This window comes from Fructobacillus sp. EFB-N1 (assembly GCF_001038455.1).
Lineage (GTDB): Bacteria > Bacillota > Bacilli > Lactobacillales > Lactobacillaceae > Fructobacillus > Fructobacillus cardui.
Map to the genome: position 1 here is coordinate 23,045 of NZ_LDUY01000011.1, position 16,385 is coordinate 39,429.

At 44.5% G+C, this 16,385-nt stretch carries 16 protein-coding genes; 10 read left to right on the forward strand and 6 right to left on the reverse strand.

Features of this window, described 5'->3' with window-relative positions:
- Window positions 1-236: 236 nt before the first annotated feature.
- From FEFB_RS03555 to FEFB_RS03565, 3 genes are read right to left on the reverse strand one after another with little or no spacing between them, the layout of a single operon-like run.
- On the reverse strand, window positions 237-626 hold the full coding sequence (locus FEFB_RS03555) for a VOC family protein (protein WP_047974879.1): 390 nt from the start codon (window positions 624-626) through the stop codon (window positions 237-239).
- Between the two features lie 35 nt (window positions 627-661).
- Window positions 662-1,372: a fructose permease gene (locus FEFB_RS03560; protein ID WP_047974880.1), complete on the reverse strand. Its 711-nt coding sequence runs from the start codon at window positions 1,370-1,372 to the stop codon at window positions 662-664.
- A gap of 5 nt (window positions 1,373-1,377) precedes the next feature.
- Window positions 1,378-2,394 (reverse strand): zinc-dependent alcohol dehydrogenase family protein, encoded by a 1,017-nt coding sequence (locus FEFB_RS03565; protein ID WP_047974881.1) that lies wholly within the window; start codon window positions 2,392-2,394, stop codon window positions 1,378-1,380.
- A 610-nt stretch (window positions 2,395-3,004) separates the two neighbouring features.
- Here FEFB_RS03565 and FEFB_RS03570 point away from each other — a divergent pair.
- The 6 genes from FEFB_RS03570 (at window position 3,005) to FEFB_RS03595 (ending at window position 9,596) form a co-directional block, all read left to right on the forward strand.
- Entirely contained in the window at window positions 3,005-3,685 is a 681-nt protein-coding gene (locus tag FEFB_RS03570) for a DedA family protein (protein WP_047974882.1), read from the forward strand.
- A gap of 2 nt (window positions 3,686-3,687) precedes the next feature.
- A complete protein-coding gene (locus tag FEFB_RS03575; RefSeq protein ID WP_047974883.1) occupies window positions 3,688-5,391 on the forward strand; it encodes a phospho-sugar mutase in 1,704 nt (567 codons plus the stop codon).
- 223 nt (window positions 5,392-5,614) lie between these two features.
- A complete protein-coding gene (rplS, locus tag FEFB_RS03580; RefSeq protein ID WP_047974884.1) occupies window positions 5,615-5,977 on the forward strand; it encodes a 50S ribosomal protein L19 in 363 nt (120 codons plus the stop codon).
- Window positions 5,978-6,057: 80 nt separating this feature from the next.
- Entirely contained in the window at window positions 6,058-7,152 is a 1,095-nt protein-coding gene (dinB, locus tag FEFB_RS03585) for a DNA polymerase IV (protein WP_047974885.1), read from the forward strand.
- 100 nt (window positions 7,153-7,252) lie between these two features.
- The gene (locus tag FEFB_RS03590; protein ID WP_047974886.1) at window positions 7,253-8,221 is read left to right on the forward strand and encodes a bifunctional oligoribonuclease/PAP phosphatase NrnA; all 969 of its coding nucleotides are present in this window, start codon (window positions 7,253-7,255) and stop codon (window positions 8,219-8,221) included.
- A gap of 16 nt (window positions 8,222-8,237) precedes the next feature.
- On the forward strand, window positions 8,238-9,596 hold the full coding sequence (locus FEFB_RS03595) for a DEAD/DEAH box helicase (RefSeq protein WP_047974887.1): 1,359 nt from the start codon (window positions 8,238-8,240) through the stop codon (window positions 9,594-9,596).
- Between the two features lie 85 nt (window positions 9,597-9,681).
- Here the strand turns inward: FEFB_RS03595 and FEFB_RS08250 are convergent, their stop codons facing one another.
- A complete protein-coding gene (locus FEFB_RS08250) occupies window positions 9,682-10,731 on the reverse strand; it encodes a YslB family protein (RefSeq protein WP_053068939.1) in 1,050 nt (349 codons plus the stop codon).
- Between the two features lie 97 nt (window positions 10,732-10,828).
- Here FEFB_RS08250 and murI point away from each other — a divergent pair, with 97 nt between their 5' ends.
- The 4 genes from murI to queA all read left to right on the forward strand — a co-directional run bounded on the left by murI (window position 10,829) and on the right by queA (window position 14,674).
- A complete protein-coding gene (gene murI / locus FEFB_RS03605) occupies window positions 10,829-11,662 on the forward strand; it encodes a glutamate racemase (protein WP_047974888.1) in 834 nt (277 codons plus the stop codon).
- 82 nt (window positions 11,663-11,744) lie between these two features.
- The gene (locus FEFB_RS03610; protein ID WP_047974889.1) at window positions 11,745-12,350 is read left to right on the forward strand and encodes an XTP/dITP diphosphatase; all 606 of its coding nucleotides are present in this window, start codon (window positions 11,745-11,747) and stop codon (window positions 12,348-12,350) included.
- A gap of 97 nt (window positions 12,351-12,447) precedes the next feature.
- Complete coding sequence (gene ruvB / locus FEFB_RS03615) at window positions 12,448-13,506, forward strand: Holliday junction branch migration DNA helicase RuvB (protein WP_047974894.1); 1,059 nt, start codon at window positions 12,448-12,450, stop codon at window positions 13,504-13,506.
- Window positions 13,507-13,612: 106 nt separating this feature from the next.
- On the forward strand, window positions 13,613-14,674 hold the full coding sequence (queA, locus tag FEFB_RS03620) for a tRNA preQ1(34) S-adenosylmethionine ribosyltransferase-isomerase QueA (RefSeq protein ID WP_047974890.1): 1,062 nt from the start codon (window positions 13,613-13,615) through the stop codon (window positions 14,672-14,674).
- A 109-nt stretch (window positions 14,675-14,783) separates the two neighbouring features.
- Here the strand turns inward: queA and budA are convergent, their stop codons facing one another.
- Window positions 14,784-15,494, reverse strand: a complete 711-nt coding sequence (gene budA, locus FEFB_RS03625; protein WP_047974891.1) for an acetolactate decarboxylase — start codon at window positions 15,492-15,494, stop codon at window positions 14,784-14,786.
- 148 nt (window positions 15,495-15,642) lie between these two features.
- A partial coding sequence (locus tag FEFB_RS03630; RefSeq protein ID WP_047974892.1) for an IS3 family transposase occupies window positions 15,643-16,385 on the reverse strand: 743 nt, incomplete at its 5' end.

Genomic DNA, 16,385 nt, shown 5'->3' on the forward strand with positions numbered 1-16,385 from the left:
CGAATGGTTTCAGGCTTTTTTCTGTGTCCTGGTGTTCTAATGAGCAATGACTAGTGAGGCTGTTTACGCGTATATGACCGATAGAAATGACTGGACGAATTAAAATAAAGCGATCTGAAAGAGCCTTAAAAGCTTGATAAAAGTAATGGATATTTTTCAACTGCCGATTAATCATAAATAGAAGATACAAAAAAGCCTCAACTACCGAATAGTAGTTGAGGCTCCCGATTTATGAATTAACCCTTGACGATTTCACAGAATTCCAAGGTTACACCATCTGGGGTGCGAACATTGAAGAACTTAATACCGTTATCCCAGAAGGGAAGGTGTTGTACTTCTGAATCAATCAAATCCAATCCTTGTTCCTTTGCTGCTACAAAGGCTGCATCAGCATCAGAAGTGTTCATTGAGATGTGGTTGATTGAACCGGGTTTGCCAGTTCCTTCATCAGACAACCACGTTTCAATAACGAGGTGACCGTACTTAAAGAATTTAACTGGGCCGCCTTCCTTAAAGTCACCGGTCTTTTCAAAACCGATGCTTGTCCAGAACTTTTCAGCGCGGTCCAAGTCGGCTGTTGGAATTCCAACGTGTTGAATGTCATCAAAATAATCAGTAAAGGCCATAATATAACCCGTCCTTTCAATTGAGGGAGACTATCTTAGTCGATAGCGATTCCCTGGTGCTTTAACTTGCTAAAGATACGTGTGTCTGCCCATCCAGTGATACTTCCCTGGAAGAGGAAGGCGAAGACGGTTCCAATACCATAGTTGGTAAAATCAGGAACCATAATCAAGGCGATAACACCAATAATGGTAGGTGGGATATAAGAAACCCACATGGCGATGCCGGCATTACCCTTGAAGTACTTGAATCGAAGAACCTGCATCAAATCATCAGCAGGGTGCAAAACGATGTTGGTCCGCTGATAAATTGAAATGGCAATCGCAATTAAGGAAACACCAAAGAAGTTCAAGAAAATGTAGAAGGCAACCATTGGCCAACTGTGAGCTTCCGGTAAGAGCTTTGAGAAAGCATTTGCAAAGACTGAAATCAAGGCCGAGAAAGGAACCATGAAAGCTAAGTTTCCAAGGAAACGCTTGATATCGATGCGGTGCTCCAAAACCATGTTCAAAACAGCGATTAACATACCAACCACGAAGAACACGATGGATAGTGTTGTACTATTACCATGTAATGAGTGGTTTAATCCATTTTGAGCAGCTGTCCAATAGGCAGAACCTAAAATTGACGGATGAATTTTTTGACTGGTAACAATTGTTAGCACGTTACCCATTGAGTTAATTACCAAAGAAAAAGCAAAGTAACTCAGGGCAGCGGTCCAAGAAATTGTCCGCTTTGCATTATTCATAAAATTTAGGCCTCTTCACCACCGATTTTAACAACGGCCTTAGAAACAACGCCTAAGCGACCGTTAACAAAATCGTCAACTTGGTTGTAATCCAATTCGTGTGACAACAATGGTTTAACGTTCAACTTACCAGATGAAAGCAATGCCAATGAGTCTTCGAATGCGTTAGGGTTAATGAATGAACCTTGGATAGTCAACTGCTTTTGGAAGACTTCATAAGTGTTCATTTCAAACTTAGCATCAGGTCCACCAACACCGAACATCAAAACTTGACCACCACGGGCAGCTGATTCGATGGCTGATTCTTGTGTTTGTGGCATACCAACAGCTTCGATTACAACGTCATATTCTCCAGCAGGGATCTTGTCGCCGTTCATAGTGTTGTATGTGTTCTTAACGTTGAACAAATCCTTGTTCATTTTCAACTTTTCGTCAACGATTCCAGCCAAGTCAACTTGGTGGATACCGTATGCCTGCAAGATTTGAACAAACAATTCACCCATGAATCCGTCTCCGATAACCAAAGCCTTTTGGTATGGTGATGGCTTCAACAATTTCATACCGTGGATGGCACATGAAATTGGTTCAACAATGGCTGCTGACTTCAAGTCAACGTTGTCAGGGATAGGGTAAACAACTGATGCAGGAGCTGCGAAGTATTCTTCGAAACCACCATCACGAGTTACTCCAATAGCAGACAAGTTTTCGCACAATTCAGGACGGCCAGTGTGGCAGAACTTACATTGTCCACAGTAGATGTTAGGGTCAACTGAAACGCGGTCGCCAACCTTAACGTTGGTAACAGCAGAACCGATTTCCTTAACAACACCTGAGTTTTCGTGTCCCAAAACGATTGGTGGAACAGCATCGGCTGATCCTGGTTCACCAGCATACAAAGCGTGGTCAGTTCCACAGATACCGGCAAAGGCAGTGTGAATCAAAACTTCGTCTGGCTTCAAGACAGGCTTTTCGATGTCCTTCAATTCCAACTTCTTCTTATCAGTTAACACTAAGGCTTCCATGTTCTGTTATCCTCCAATGAATAATTCCTTGTAACAACTTACACATACATAATAATATTTGCACAAACTTTTGTCAAGTGAAAAAGAAAACTTTTTCAAAACATTGATAACAGTACCTTTCAAAGACAATTATTTACTATAAGAAGTGAGCAAAGAAAACGTTTCCCAGTCGGCCGCCTGGTTTTGCATTCTGCCATTTCTCGCCACCATTGTAGTACATCTTGATAAAAAATTTTATGCTGATTTGGCATAAGATTGGTTAAAAAGTTGTGGCTGATTTGGCATAAGATTTTTAAAAAAATTGTGTATGATAGAAAAAGTAAGCAATTGAGCGAATGAACGTTTAAAAAATTAGTATGATTTTACCTTGATATTCCTAGCATTTTACGCTTTGAAAGCAGACTTAGCAGGGGAAATAGCGTATGATAGACATAGGCTGTTTTTTATTTAGCCTTAATTTTATCAAGATAATATCAGTATTAACTTTTACTGATTATTATGTGCTGATTCATGAGTATCTTGCTAGCCTTCAGGGCAAATTCATGTACCCAAAGCGTTGACTAGTAGTGATATTCAGACAGACTTTTTTCTAAAGGAGTACCCTGACTGTATGGTTCTAGCTTTTGCTGCTGTGTCGGATTGGTTGACGCATATTAGTTCTGCGAATGCCAATTTTTCTGTAATTGAATTGTCAATTCTGTTCTTTTTGATTTTGATTGAAACGGGTGGAATTGTCACAGGGTTTATTCCGGCTGATGCGTTAGTAATGACGGCTGCGGGTTTTGCCGGCCGCCATCACTCTTTGGTTGAATTTGCTTTGTTGGTGGTGATTTTTGCGGTCGCCTCGATGATGGGTGATTCAATTAATTACTGGTTTGGTGCTTGGGTGATTAAGCAGATTGATAAAATCCCCTGGGTCGCTCGCCACGTAAACGGTGACTTTGCCGAAAAAATTTCGGCGAATTTAAATCCGAAGCGTTGGTTGCTCTTTATTATTTTGGGGCGCTTTGTTCCCTTTGTCAGGACAATCGTTCCGCTATCTGCTCACCGTTTGAAGTTACGGTTTGCGACTTACTTTCGGATGTCTGTTTTGGCATCCTGCCTCTGGGCAATAACTATGGTGACAATTGGTTATTATTTTGGCCACTTGCAGTTGCCAAGAGAAGTGACAATCACCGTCATTGTGTTAGCTGCTATTTTTGTATTGGCAGTGATTCGGTCGCTCAGATTTCGGCAAATTATTATTAAATTAATTACAAAACCTAGTCGAGAAAAGGAAGAGGAGCTTTAAGAATGACTTATCAAGATACTTTAGCCCGTTGGCAGCAAGCAGACTTACCTGCTGATTTGGCAGCTGAATTAAAGCAATTGAGTCCAGCTGAACAAGAGGATGCCTTCTATCAAAACTTGCCATTTGGAACCGCTGGTATGCGTGGTCAAATGGGCGTTGGAACTAACCGCATTAATGTTGTGATGGTTGCCTTAGTTACGGAAGCACTGGCTGCTTACATTGATCAAAGCGGGGACGCTGCTAAAAAGGCAGGGGTAGTCATTGCCTTTGACTCTCGTCACCACTCAAAAGAATTTGCTCGGGTAGCAAGTCGCGTGCTATCAGCACATGGGATTAAGGTTTACCGCTTCTCATCATTACGTCCAACACCTGAATTGTCATTTTCCGTTCGGCATTTGAAGGCCTTTGCTGGCATCATGATCACGGCCTCACACAATCCTAAGCAGGATAATGGTTATAAGGTTTATGGAGCTGATGGGGGTCAAATGATTCCTGAAGCTGTTCAGGCCGTTATCGATGGAATGGCAGCGGTGGAAAATGAGTTTGCCATTGTACAAGACGAAACAGAAGCCAACGTTCAAGTAGTCGATGATGACTTGGATAATGCTTATTTGGCAGAGGTCAAAACAATTTCTGTTGACCGAGATTTGATTCAAAAAGAGGGAGCAGACTTGAAGTTTGTCTACACCCCTTTGCATGGAACTGGTCAGTATATTGGTGAAAAAGCGTTGCAGCAAGCAGGCTTTACCAACTACACAATCGTGAAGGAACAGGCGGAACTCGATGGCGACTTCCCAACGGTGAAGAAGCCCAACCCAGAAGACCCAGCCGCTTTATCATTGGCTATTGAATACGCCAAGAAGGAAGAAGCTGATTTGGTCGTGGCAACGGACCCTGATGCCGACCGGATGGGTGCTGCTGTTCGCTTGGCCGATGGCTCATATCAAGTCTTATCTGGTAATCAAATTGCTGGTTTGATGGTCAATTACTTGTTGGCCGCTAAGAAGAAAAATCAGACATTGCCTGAAAATGGTGCCATTGTAACGTCGATTGTTTCATCGCGCTTTGCTAGCGAGATTGCTAAGAGCTATGGCGTTGCTACCTTAGACGTGTTGACCGGTTTTAAGTATATTGCTGCCATGATTGACCGCTTTGAAGAGAAGAAGGATTATACGTACCTCTTCGGCTTTGAAGAATCATTTGGTTACTTAGTAAAACCATTTGCTCATGATAAGGATGCTATCCAGGCTTTGGTTTTGTTTGCCGAAATGGCTGCCTACTACAAGGAAAAGGGACAGAGCTTTGCGGATGGCTTGAAGAAATTGTACGAGCAACACGGTTACTTTGAGGAAAAGACCGTTGCCTTTGATTTCCCTGGTGTCAATGGTCATGAAGAAATGGCTGCTTTGATGACTAAGTTCCGCAACCAAAAGTTGGAAACGGTTGGTGATCAATTAGTTCTGGCAACCCAAGATTTTGCGAGTCAGAGACAAATTGATCGAGCTGGAGCAGAGAAGAAGTTGCCACAGCCAAAGGCTAATGTGTTGAAGTACTGGTTAGCTGATGGTTCATGGATTGCGCTCCGCCCATCTGGTACGGAACCAAAGTTGAAGCTCTACATTGGTGTTGTAGCTGATTCGCAGGCCGAAGCGGATGCAAAGTTGCAAAACTTTGAAACTATGATGAAAGAAAAGATTAAGGCTTAATTTTAACGGGTATTTTTGGCCGTTGGAAGAAATGAGGCTAGCTTTTATTTATCGGATATAAGTAAGGTTGGAAAAGACCCCTACTAGGGTGATTTTGGGATTACTCTTTACAGGACCACCCATCTTTTGTTATACTAATCTTTGGCTATAAGCCGTAATTAACGGTAATCCGCTGTGCGTTAGTCTAAGGACGAGTGTAAGATTAGCGATTAGGAGAATGACAATGCGTCAAAATAACATTTTAGAAAAGTTAACTTCAACCCAATTGCGGACAGATATTCCTGAATTCCGCGCTGGTGATTCAGTTCGTGTCCACGCACGAATTGTTGAAGGAACTCGCGAACGTGTTCAGCTCTTTGAAGGAGTTGTTATCAAGCGTAAGGGTGCTGGTATCCAGGCTACTTATACTGTTCGTAAGATTTCTTCTGGTGTTGGTGTGGAACGTACGTTCCCATTGCACTCACCACGGGTTGACAAGATTGAAGTAACTCGTTTGGGCCGCGTGCGTCGCGCAAAGTTGTACTACTTGCGTGCATTGCAAGGAAAGGCCGCTCGTATCAAGGAACGTCGTCTCGACGTCAAGTGATTACGGCAAAAAGCTTCCACATAGTGGGGGCTTTTTCTTTTTAAAAAAATCAGTTTTGAAAAGAAGGGGGGAAGCCTGGCATGGCTGAATTTTTGCAAGCGGTTGATGACCGAAAAATTTTACATGTCGATTTGGATGCTTTTTATGCCCAAGTCGAAATGCGCGATAACCCTACCTTAAAGAAGGTACCTTTAATCATTGGTCGTGATCCTGATTTACACCATGGTCATGGGGTCGTGGCAACCGCCAACTACATTGCCAGAAAGGCCGGCGTTCATTCGGCCATGGGATCGATTGAAGCAAAGCCGCTTTGTCCCAACGCTGTTTTTGTTGCTCCTGATTTTGATAAATACCGATCAGTGTCAGCTCAGATTCATGGAGTCTTTGCCGAATTCACCGAGAAGGTTGAGCCAGTTGCCCTTGATGAGGCTTACTTGGACGTCAGTCAAAGCCCGATGGCGGGGGCAACATTGGCAGCCGAGTTACGGCATAGAATCTGGCAGGAAACGAAACTAACTTGTTCGGTGGGGGTTTCCTATAATAAGGTGTTAGCAAAGCTTGGGTCCGAACACCACAAGCCAAACGGAGTAACGGTCATTGGTGCCGATGTGGCACTGGACTTCGTGGCGGCTTTACCCATTAAGGATTTTCGTGGTGTTGGTAAGAAATCACAAGAAAAGTTTGAAAAATTAGGGATTCAAACGGGTGCTGATCTTCGGGCCTTAAGCCAAGACGAACTGCGGATCCACTTTGGCTCCTTTGGTGACCAACTGTATTGGCAAGCGCGGGCAACGCACTTTGGCCAGGTGAAAGACCATCGCATTCGGCAGTCAGTCGGAAAAGAGGGAACCTTTGAATTTCCCCTTCACGACCGGTCGGCTGTTCTGGCGACCTTCAAGGATTTAGCGACAAAGGTCGTGGCGAATATGGAGTCTAAACATCTGGTTGGTCGAACATTGAATATTAAGGTCCGTGATGATGACTTTAATACGCTGACCAGGTCGATTACACAGGCAAACCCGTTTCAGCTTGATTCTGATTTTTTGGCGAGAAAGGCGCAATCAATCTTTGATGACCTGTATCCAGATGACTTCGCCATTCGCCTGCTGGGGCTAACCTTTTCTAATGTCAGTCTACAAGCTTTTCAATCGTTATCGCTCTTTGATTATGATTGATTGGTCAAATCAGTGGTTTAATCTGATTTCAAATGCCCTGACAACGAATTTCGAATTTACGGTATAATAAAGAATAGTAATAAGAGTTGAAAGGGCGCATATGGCCAAAATTCACGAAGATATTTTAGAACAAATCAAACGTTACGATACCATTATTATTCACCGTCACCAACGACCTGATCCGGATGCTTACGGATCACAATTGGGCTTGCAGGCAATTTTGCAGGCATCTTTTCCTGAAAAGAAGATTTATGCCGTTGGGAAGGAAATTCCCGGGTTAGCTTGGATTGGGGATGGTCAGCCCTTGGCTGATGAGATTCCTGATTCGGCCTACAAGAAGGCCTTGGTCATTGTTTGCGATACAGCTAATGATCCCCGCATTGATGACCAACGCTGGCGGAATGGCTTGGAAATCGTTAAAATTGACCACCATCCCAACGTAGAACCTTACGGTGATTGGCAGTGGGTGGAGGATGAAGCCTCAGCGACTTCCGTCCTGATTTATCAATTTTATCAAGCCTTGGCTGACAAGGGCCTGAAGATGACGGAAAAGGCCGCACGGTACCTTTATATTGGAATTATCGGTGATACCGGTCGCTTTATGTATTCATTGGATAAAGAAACCTTTGATGTGGCCGGTGAGTTGATTACCTATGGCTTTGATTATCAAAAGATTTATAACGCGATGACGACTTTGTCGGAAAATGCAGTGAAGTTCTCGGGTTATGTGATGCAACATATTAACCTGTTGCCATCTGGTTTCGGCTACGTGATTCTTAAGCGAGATGTGATTAATAGCTTTGATCTGGGCAATGCAGGGACTTCTTTTGTCGTTTCTATTCCGTCACGGATTGACAAGGTCAAGGCCTGGGCAATCTTTGAAGAACAAGAAAATGGTGATTACCGGGTCCGCTTGCGGTCACGGTCGGTTGTCATTAACACGATTGCCCAAGACTTTGATGGTGGGGGTCACCCCATGGCTTCAGGTGCCTGGGCATACAACGAAGCGGATATCCAAAAGGTAATTGACCGGGTGGATAGCGCTTTAAAGGCAGACCAAGCCGATTAAATTTAAAGGATTTTACATGAAAAACACAAACCAACAATTTGGTGAATATAATTTAAAGCCGGAAGTGCTTTCAGCTTTAAAGGCGATTGGTTTTGACCAGCCAACGCCCATCCAGGCGCGCTTGATTCCAACAATCTTGCGTGGTGGGGATGTTGTCGGTCAGTCACAGACAGGGTCTGGAAAGACGCATACTTTCTTAGTACCAATTTTTAACGCTTTGCAACCAGAATTGAACCAAACCCAGGTGGTGATTACAACACCATCACGGGAATTGGCTGCTCAGATTGCTAAGGCTGCCCGCGAATTTGCAGAAAAGATGGAATTGGTGAAGGTTTCGATTGCCGAATATGTCGGTGGAACTGATAAGGCCCGCCAGATTCGTCAGTTAGAGAAGCACCAAGCACAAATCGTTGTTGGAACGCCAGGACGATTAAAGGATTTGGTTCAAAGTGGTGCCTTGGTGGTTAACCAAGTGCGGACTTTGGTTGTTGATGAAGCGGATATGACGCTTGACATGGGCTTCTTGAACGAAGTTGATTTCTTGGCTGGTGCGATGCCAAAGGACCTGCAAACGTTGGTCTTTTCAGCAACGATGCCAGAAAAGTTGAAGCCGTTCTTAAAGAAGTATTTGGACAATCCTGATTTCCAAACGATTCCAACGGAAGCGACGATTGCCGATACGATTGATAACTGGTTGGTGCCAACGAAGTCCAAGGATAAGGAAGAGGTTATCGATAAGTTGTTGACGATTTTCAATCCTTATTTGGCGCTGATTTTTGCCAATACGAAGGAGCGAGCTAAGGAATTGGCTGCACATTTACGTGGTCAAGGGCTCAAGGTTGCCGAAATTCATGGTGATATTCCGCCACGTGAGCGTCGACGAACGATGAAGGGTGTCTTGCACCTGGATTACCAATACGTGGTTGCTACTGATTTAGCTGCTCGTGGTATCGATATTGAAGGTGTTTCGCACGTTATTAATGATGGTGTGCCAGACGAATTAGAATTCTTCGTTCACCGTGTCGGTCGAACAGGGCGGAATGGTATGGCTGGAACTGCCGTAACTCTTTACGGACCTGATGAAGAAGACCGGATTGCTGAACTGGAAAAAATCGGTATCGAATTTGCTCATAAGCAGATTCGTGGGGATGAAATCGTGGCGGTCAAGGATCGTAAGGCCCGGACACAGCGCCACGCAACAACTAATAAGTTGGATCCTGAAATGGTCGGGATGGTCAAGAAAAAGAAGAAGAACATCAAGCCTGGCTATAAGCGTCAAATTAAGAATAAGATTAAGCGTAAGCGTCAAATGGATCGTCGAATTGAACTTCGTCAAGATCGTCGTAACACGCGTCGCCAAAATAAGGAAGGTTAAGGCTGTCTGACTTTTGGTACTAAAAAAGAACAGCAACCCGCAAAATTGTGGGGCTGCTGTTCTTTTCTTTGTCTCGATTAGTGCTTTATTTGTTCAAGCTTGAATCGTCTTTTTGACTAAACTTTTGGCGTCGCTCTTGGCCAAAGGCTAACAACGAATTTGTAATCGATTGCTCGATTGAAAGAGTATCGGCTACCTGGCTGTCTGTTGGTTCTGCGGCCACTGTCGCGCTTTCGCTTTCAGGTGCAGGAACGATTGCTTCTTGCTGTTCTTGGTCTGTTGAAACAGGGGCAGTTGATTCTGCTTGGTTCTTCTTTGGTCGGAAGAAGGAAAAGGCTCTTTTTTTGCTCTGACTTTGGTTAATGACCGGTTCAGAGTCAGTCGTGCTGGTAGATGCCGCTGGTTCAGATTCAGTTGAAGCTGTGGAAGATGTTGGTTCGGTGTTTGAAGAAGCCGCCGATGTTGTTGGTTCCGCCTCAATTGGCGCCGCAGATTCTGCTGGCTTAACTTCGACGGGCGCTTCTGATGTGGCCTGGTCAACTTCACTAATTTGAATTGCTGGTTCATCAACCGGTACGCTTTGGCGATTAACGATGAGTGCTTCAGGGTTATCAATGTCTTCAGTGGTGATTTCTTCGCCCTGGTCTAAGAAGCGATCACGAAGCGCAACCTGTTCAGAAGAGGTTAAAGAGCTTATCTTATGAGACATATCAGTCAAAATCGTTACTGTTACTGTCTGTTGTCGAGCAGAAACTTGGAAGGTTCCTTCCGCCACAACTTCTTCTTGCAACTCCAGCTGTTGCGCTAAGAAGCCAGTTTCTAATGAAAAATCAGCTTGGTGGTTTGTTGCCAACCGGTCTTCCACCATGGCACCAGAAAGAAGCCATTGCTGCTGATCACCGCTTTGGTATTTGATTGTTAAATCACCAAAAGCAGCCTTTTCAAAGAAGTCAGGCAAATCAGCGCTCGTTTCCACAGGGAACTGGCGAGCCAACTCTTTTCCGGCCCAGTAGGTAATGTTGGCATAATCATCTGTTAAGATATTGGCCAAAAGAGCATCACGTAAGAGTAGTGGTGCAAAGGCACTAACGGTCTGATTGGTACCGTTATTTGATTGAGAATGAGCATTTGACATAAGTAAAGATTCCTTTCTTCCGTTATTATAGCAAAAGAGAGATTAAACGGGTGCAAAGGCTTGCAATTTGTTTTGAAGGGAAGATAATAAGACTATTATGAAGAAAAATACAAAAACAATTGGCATGATGGACTCTGGTATTGGCGGTTTGACCGTCTTAAAAGCCGCCGTTCATTCATTGCCGGCAGAAGCCATCGCTTATGTTGGCGATACAGCACGAATGCCTTATGGCCCTCGTAAGCCCGAGGAAGTCGCTGATTTTACCAGACAAATTGCCGACTACTTAATTGAAAGCCATGACATTAAGGCGCTGGTGATTGCCTGCAATACGGCAACTGCCTGCGCCTTACCTGGCTTACAAGAAGACTTGGCCATTCCGGTTATCGGTGTGATTGATTCCGGTGTCCAATCGGCCGTTTTGGCAAGTAAGACGAAGAAAATTGGTGTCATAGCAACTGAGGGAACCGTGGATTCAGGTCAGTACCAGGCTGAGATTCAGGCGGCGGCGCCGGGTAGTCAAATTTTTGCACAAGCAGAGCCTGATTTTGTCCAATTCGTTGAGCAAAACCGCTATCAGGACGCTGAGGTGGCTGAAATTGTTAAAGATCATTTGCAACCTCTTAAAGAGGCAGGTATCGACACGTTGGTGCTTGGTTGCACGCACTTTCCGCTATTGGCAGACGTCATTCAACAGGCCTTACCAGAGGTAACCTTAGTTGATCCGGGAGTTGCCACAGCGCAAAAATTAGCGACTATCCTGAAAGAACAGGACTTGTTGGCTGATAGCGACATGGAGGTTCACCCAGAAAACAAGCAGTACCAACTCTATACAACTGGGCCGGTCTCAACTTTTTCAACCATTGCCGAGCAATGGCTGGGTTCAAAACACGATTGGCATTTTACTCACCTAAATTTACCGGCAACAGATTGATTGCAGTGGATTAGTGACCAGCAGTTAGGTGGTCCAACTTGTTAAAGAAAGTAACTCTGATTTTGTAAAAGAAGGAGCAACGATGACGCGCTTAATTATCGCCACTGGCAACCCCCATAAAGTTCAAGAAATAAAGGAGGCATTGGCCAAGCTCGATTTGGGCTGGGATATTTTGTCTTTAAAAGACTTGGATGAGATTCCTGAAATTATTGAAGATGGCACAACCTTTGCAGAAAACGTTCATAAAAAGACTGCTGCTCTAGCGGCCGTCTATCCAGACGACTATATCATGGCTGATGATTCCGGGTTAACGATTGCAGCCTTAAACGGCGAGCCAGGAGTTTATTCGGCTCGCTATGCAGGTGACCACGATGATGATGCCAATAATGCCAAGGTTTTGGCTAAGTTAGCTGGAAAATCAGGACAGGACCGGCAAGCGCAATTCACGACCGTTCTCGAACTGGTTGGTCCTGGTAAAGAACCTTTGGTTGTTAGTGGCCATGTTGACGGGCAAGTCACGGAGACAGAGATTGGTGACAACAAGTTTGGCTACGACCCAATCTTTTATTACGAACCACTGCAGAAGACCTTTGCTCAATTAACGGTGTCTGAGAAGAACCTGATTTCACATCGGGGCCGGGCTCTAGAAAAATTAGTCAAGGCGCTACCGGCTTGGCTAAATCAGTAAGGCCTTTGATTCGACAAGACGACCGGAATTGGTCGTCTTTTATTTTTGCCAAGCAAGCAGGGAAGGAGGCGAACAAATGCGCTATAATAGTAATGATATGACTGATGAAAACCCACAATTTAATACTTGGTTTGAAGGCCAAAATGAAACGGATGAATTGCTGCGTGATGCAGCTGAAAATGCGAGAGACCAGCAAGATGAGCTTTCCCTGCGACCTAAGTACCTGCGGGAATATGTTGGTCAACAGCCATTAAAAGAGGAGCTGGCGGTTTATCTCCAAGCCGCCAAAATGCGTGAAGAAGCCCTTGACCACGTTCTGCTTTTCGGACCGCCAGGGTTAGGAAAGACAACGTTAGCAATGATTATTGCTAATGAACTAGGTGTGCATCTGAAGACAGCCTCTGGTCCGGCAATTGAAAAGGGTGGCGATTTAGTTGCCTTGCTCAATGGTCTGGAGCCAGGGGATGTGCTTTTTATTGATGAAATTCACCGCCTGCCAACGGCGATTGAGGAAATGTTGTATTCCGCCATGGAAGATTATTTTATCGATATCATGGTCGGGCAGGGACCAACTGCCAGAGCCGTTCATTTTCCTTTACCACCCTTTACCCTAGTTGGTGCAACGACTCGCCCTGGGATGCTTTCCAAGCCTTTGCGTGACCGTTTTGGCATCATTAACTCGCTCGAGTACTATCAGCCAGAAGACTTACAACAGATTGTGGTCCGGACGGCCGATATTTTCGAGGCGCCCATTACAAAGGACGGCGCCTATGCCGTGGCCTCCCGGTCACGAGGAACACCGCGAATTGCCAATCGGCTGTTGAAGCGGGTGCGCGACTTTGCCCAAGTTGCTGGAAAAGAAGCGATTGATACCGACTTGGTGGAAACGGCCTTAGATAAGTTGCGCGTTGATCAAAAGGGCCTGGATGATACCGATCATAAGCTGCTAAACGCTATGATTGATTTTTATCATGGTGGACCGGTTGGTCTTGCGACCATTGCTGCTAATATCGGGGAAGAAGCCGACACGTTGGAGTCGATGGTGGAACCTTACCTGCTGCAATTAGGCTTTATCCGTCGAACCCCAAGAGGTCGGGTGGTGACGGAAGCGGCCTACCAACATTTGGGCCGGCCGGCGCCTGAACCAAAGGACTGATTTGTTCGTTTTTGATGAATTAAGGTCCGGACTAGAGTATATTTGCTCGAAAGCATAAACACTAGCAGCCTGCTGGCTGATGAATAAAAGAATTTAAAAGAGATTTATGACAGAAGAAAAACATTATCAATTATCAGATTTTGACTATGACTTACCCCAAGAATTAATTGCGCAAACGCCATTAAAGGAACGCGATACATCTCGTCTCTTAGTGCTGAATGCCGAAACTGGGGCCTATGAGGACCGGCATTTTTATGACATTTTGGACTATTTGAACCCGGGTGATGCCTTAGTGATGAATAATTCGCGAGTTTTGCCAGCCCGGTTACACGGAATACGTCCAGAGACTGGTGGCCATGCTGAAGTTCTATTATTGCGCCAAGACCATGGGGATGTTTGGGAAACGTTGGTAAAACCAGCTAAAAAATCACCAATTGGATCAACGATTCTTTTTGGTGATGATCCAGAAAAGCCCGTGATGACGGCGACGATTGTTGGTGAATTGGAACACGGCGGCCGCTATGTTGAATTTTCTTATGACGGCATCTTTATGGAACGCTTGAACGAGCTGGGTGAAATGCCTTTGCCACCATACATTAAGAAAAAGTTGGCAGACCAAGAGCGGTATCAAACGGTTTACTCCAAGGTGGATGGTTCAGCTGCTGCACCAACTGCCGGCCTGCATTGGACACCAGAATTGCTGCAAAAGGTTGCCGATAAGGGCGTTGAACTGGTGGAATTAACATTGCATGTTGGTTTGGGAACCTTCCGACCAGTGGAAGAAGAAAATATTGAAGACCACCAGATGCATTCTGAGTTTTATCAATTGAGTGCAGAAGCAGCGGCCACATTGAATAAGGTCCGTAAGCAGAGTGGTCGAATTGTTGCTACTGGGACGACGTCTATTCGAACGTTGGAAACAATTGGTTCGAAATTTGATGGGCAACTTCAGGCCGATTCTGGTTGGACGGAAATTTTTATTAAGCCTGGTTACCAGTGGCGAGTTGTTGATGCCTTTATCACTAATTTCCATTTGCCAAAGTCAACTTTGGTGATGTTGGTTGCAGCCTTTACCGGCCGCGAGAACATTTTGAATGCCTATCACCATGCGGTTGAAGCCAAGTACCGGTTCTTCTCCTTTGGGGATGCGATGTTTATTCATAAGTAAAATAAAAAACAGTTGCTGTTGATGTGAACCCCGAAATTTGTTTGTCCAAATTTTGAGGCCTACCACCACGGCAACTGTTTTTTGTTGATTTAAATGTATTTTATGGAACTTATTCAGCCGCTTCAATGGCTTTGTGAACCATCGACAAGTCAGTCAAATCAGCAGCCTTAAAATCAGGGTTTTCAGTAGGCAAGACTTGTTCGATGGTATCGAACTTTTGCACCTTCACCGTGGCTGACAAAACTTTTCCGGTCAAAACGTGGCCAGAAAGGTCATGGTCATCGGAAAGGAAGTGGGAATGGAAGCCTGCTACGGTGACGCCCTGGTAAATAGCTGGTGCGTAATAGGAAAGGAGACGACCCTTAACTTTTGAACCGTGAAAGACCTGTTGCTTTTCGGCGACTTCAGTTAGAGATGGGTATGGTTTTTGGCTACCTGCAGCTGAGCGAGTGGTTATGGTCTCAAATTCGCCTTCGACCAAGAAAGCTGCAAACTGATTTTGCGCCTGTAACTTGTCGATGGTGTCCTGTAAAACGACTTCCAAATCAGCATTTTCCGCTGTTCTAAAATCTTTGAAATCACCGTGATGAGCGGCAGCAAATGGGGAGCTGAAATTTTCGTCCGGTACTTCAGATTCGCCAGAGACCAAGGTATGGTAGGCTTTCCCATTTAAGATAATCAGTTCGCCATCTAGACCTTGACCTGTGCCGATTCCAAAATCGCCGTGTTGCAGGAGGTCGTGGATGGACATTGTCCCGTCTAAGAGGCTGTTAGCGAGTAGCTGCATCGTGCCAACTTGGAATAAAGTTGTTTTTGACATTCGTAAAAATCCTCTCAATTCTTTTGATTATTTTTATTGTACTCCTATCAACTGGGGGACTGACAAGAAATTTTTAAAATCAGGACAAAAAACCAACAAAGTGCCCAGTGCTGACCTGTACCCCAAAAGTTGAAGTAAATATTTAGACCTAGCTGGCCAGTTGCCGATATTCAATCGGTGACTGGCCTTTTAGTTTGATCTGAATGCGTTCTGTGTTGTAATAGTGAATCCAGTTTTCAATGGCAGTTTTAAGTTCCGGGATGCCGTTAAATTGGCTCAGTTCACCCAATTCTGTTTTCAATTTATTGAAAAAGCTTTCCATCGGTGCATTATCAAGTGCTGTTGCCTTCCGTGACATGCTCGGCTTAATTCCATTTTGACGCAATATTTTTCGCCATGAATGATGTCGATATTGCCAACCTTGGTCGGTATGCAAGTATGTTTGATAGCCCCGCTTTGGTAATTGCTCAATCAATTCTTTCACTGGTTCGATGGCAAAAGCCAAAGATGGTTTCGTACTCAGTGCATAGGTAACGATTTCTTTGTTATATAAATCTAAAATGGGTTCAAGATATAGCTTTTCACCGGTGGTAGGTACTTTAAATTCAGTTATATCACTCGATAATTTTTGCAATGGCCGATCAGTCTGAAAGCGACGGTGGAACCGGTTACGAGTCGTTTGACCATCCGGTCCCGGATAAGAATTATATTTTGCTCGTTTCTTGCAATAACCAGCGCCTTGAATATTCATTTCGTGCATTAATCGTTGGACCTTTTTGTGATTAATACGGCTGTAGTCACTGTTTTTACGAAGTAAAGCCCAAATTCGTCGAACCCCATAATAAGGATATTTGGCTGCCAAAGAGCGAATTGTATCCTTTAATTTTTGAT

Bases quoted from the DNA above. Each gene is read 5' to 3' on its own strand.
- FEFB_RS03555 (WP_047974879.1), bottom strand. From the start codon at position 626: ATGGCCTTTACTGATTATTTTGATGACATTCAACACGTTGGAATTCCA.
- FEFB_RS03560 (WP_047974880.1), bottom strand. From the start codon at position 1,372: ATGAATAATGCAAAGCGGACAATTTCTTGGACCGCTGCCCTGAGTTAC.
- FEFB_RS03565 (WP_047974881.1), bottom strand. From the start codon at position 2,394: ATGGAAGCCTTAGTGTTAACTGATAAGAAGAAGTTGGAATTGAAGGAC.
- FEFB_RS03570 (WP_047974882.1), top strand. From the start codon at position 3,005: ATGGTTCTAGCTTTTGCTGCTGTGTCGGATTGGTTGACGCATATTAGT.
- FEFB_RS03575 (WP_047974883.1), top strand. From the start codon at position 3,688: ATGACTTATCAAGATACTTTAGCCCGTTGGCAGCAAGCAGACTTACCT.
- rplS (WP_047974884.1), top strand. From the start codon at position 5,615: ATGCGTCAAAATAACATTTTAGAAAAGTTAACTTCAACCCAATTGCGG.
- dinB (WP_047974885.1), top strand. From the start codon at position 6,058: ATGGCTGAATTTTTGCAAGCGGTTGATGACCGAAAAATTTTACATGTC.
- FEFB_RS03590 (WP_047974886.1), top strand. From the start codon at position 7,253: ATGGCCAAAATTCACGAAGATATTTTAGAACAAATCAAACGTTACGAT.
- FEFB_RS03595 (WP_047974887.1), top strand. From the start codon at position 8,238: ATGAAAAACACAAACCAACAATTTGGTGAATATAATTTAAAGCCGGAA.
- FEFB_RS08250 (WP_053068939.1), bottom strand. From the start codon at position 10,731: ATGTCAAATGCTCATTCTCAATCAAATAACGGTACCAATCAGACCGTT.
- murI (WP_047974888.1), top strand. From the start codon at position 10,829: ATGAAGAAAAATACAAAAACAATTGGCATGATGGACTCTGGTATTGGC.
- FEFB_RS03610 (WP_047974889.1), top strand. From the start codon at position 11,745: ATGACGCGCTTAATTATCGCCACTGGCAACCCCCATAAAGTTCAAGAA.
- ruvB (WP_047974894.1), top strand. From the start codon at position 12,448: ATGACTGATGAAAACCCACAATTTAATACTTGGTTTGAAGGCCAAAAT.
- queA (WP_047974890.1), top strand. From the start codon at position 13,613: ATGACAGAAGAAAAACATTATCAATTATCAGATTTTGACTATGACTTA.
- budA (WP_047974891.1), bottom strand. From the start codon at position 15,494: ATGTCAAAAACAACTTTATTCCAAGTTGGCACGATGCAGCTACTCGCT.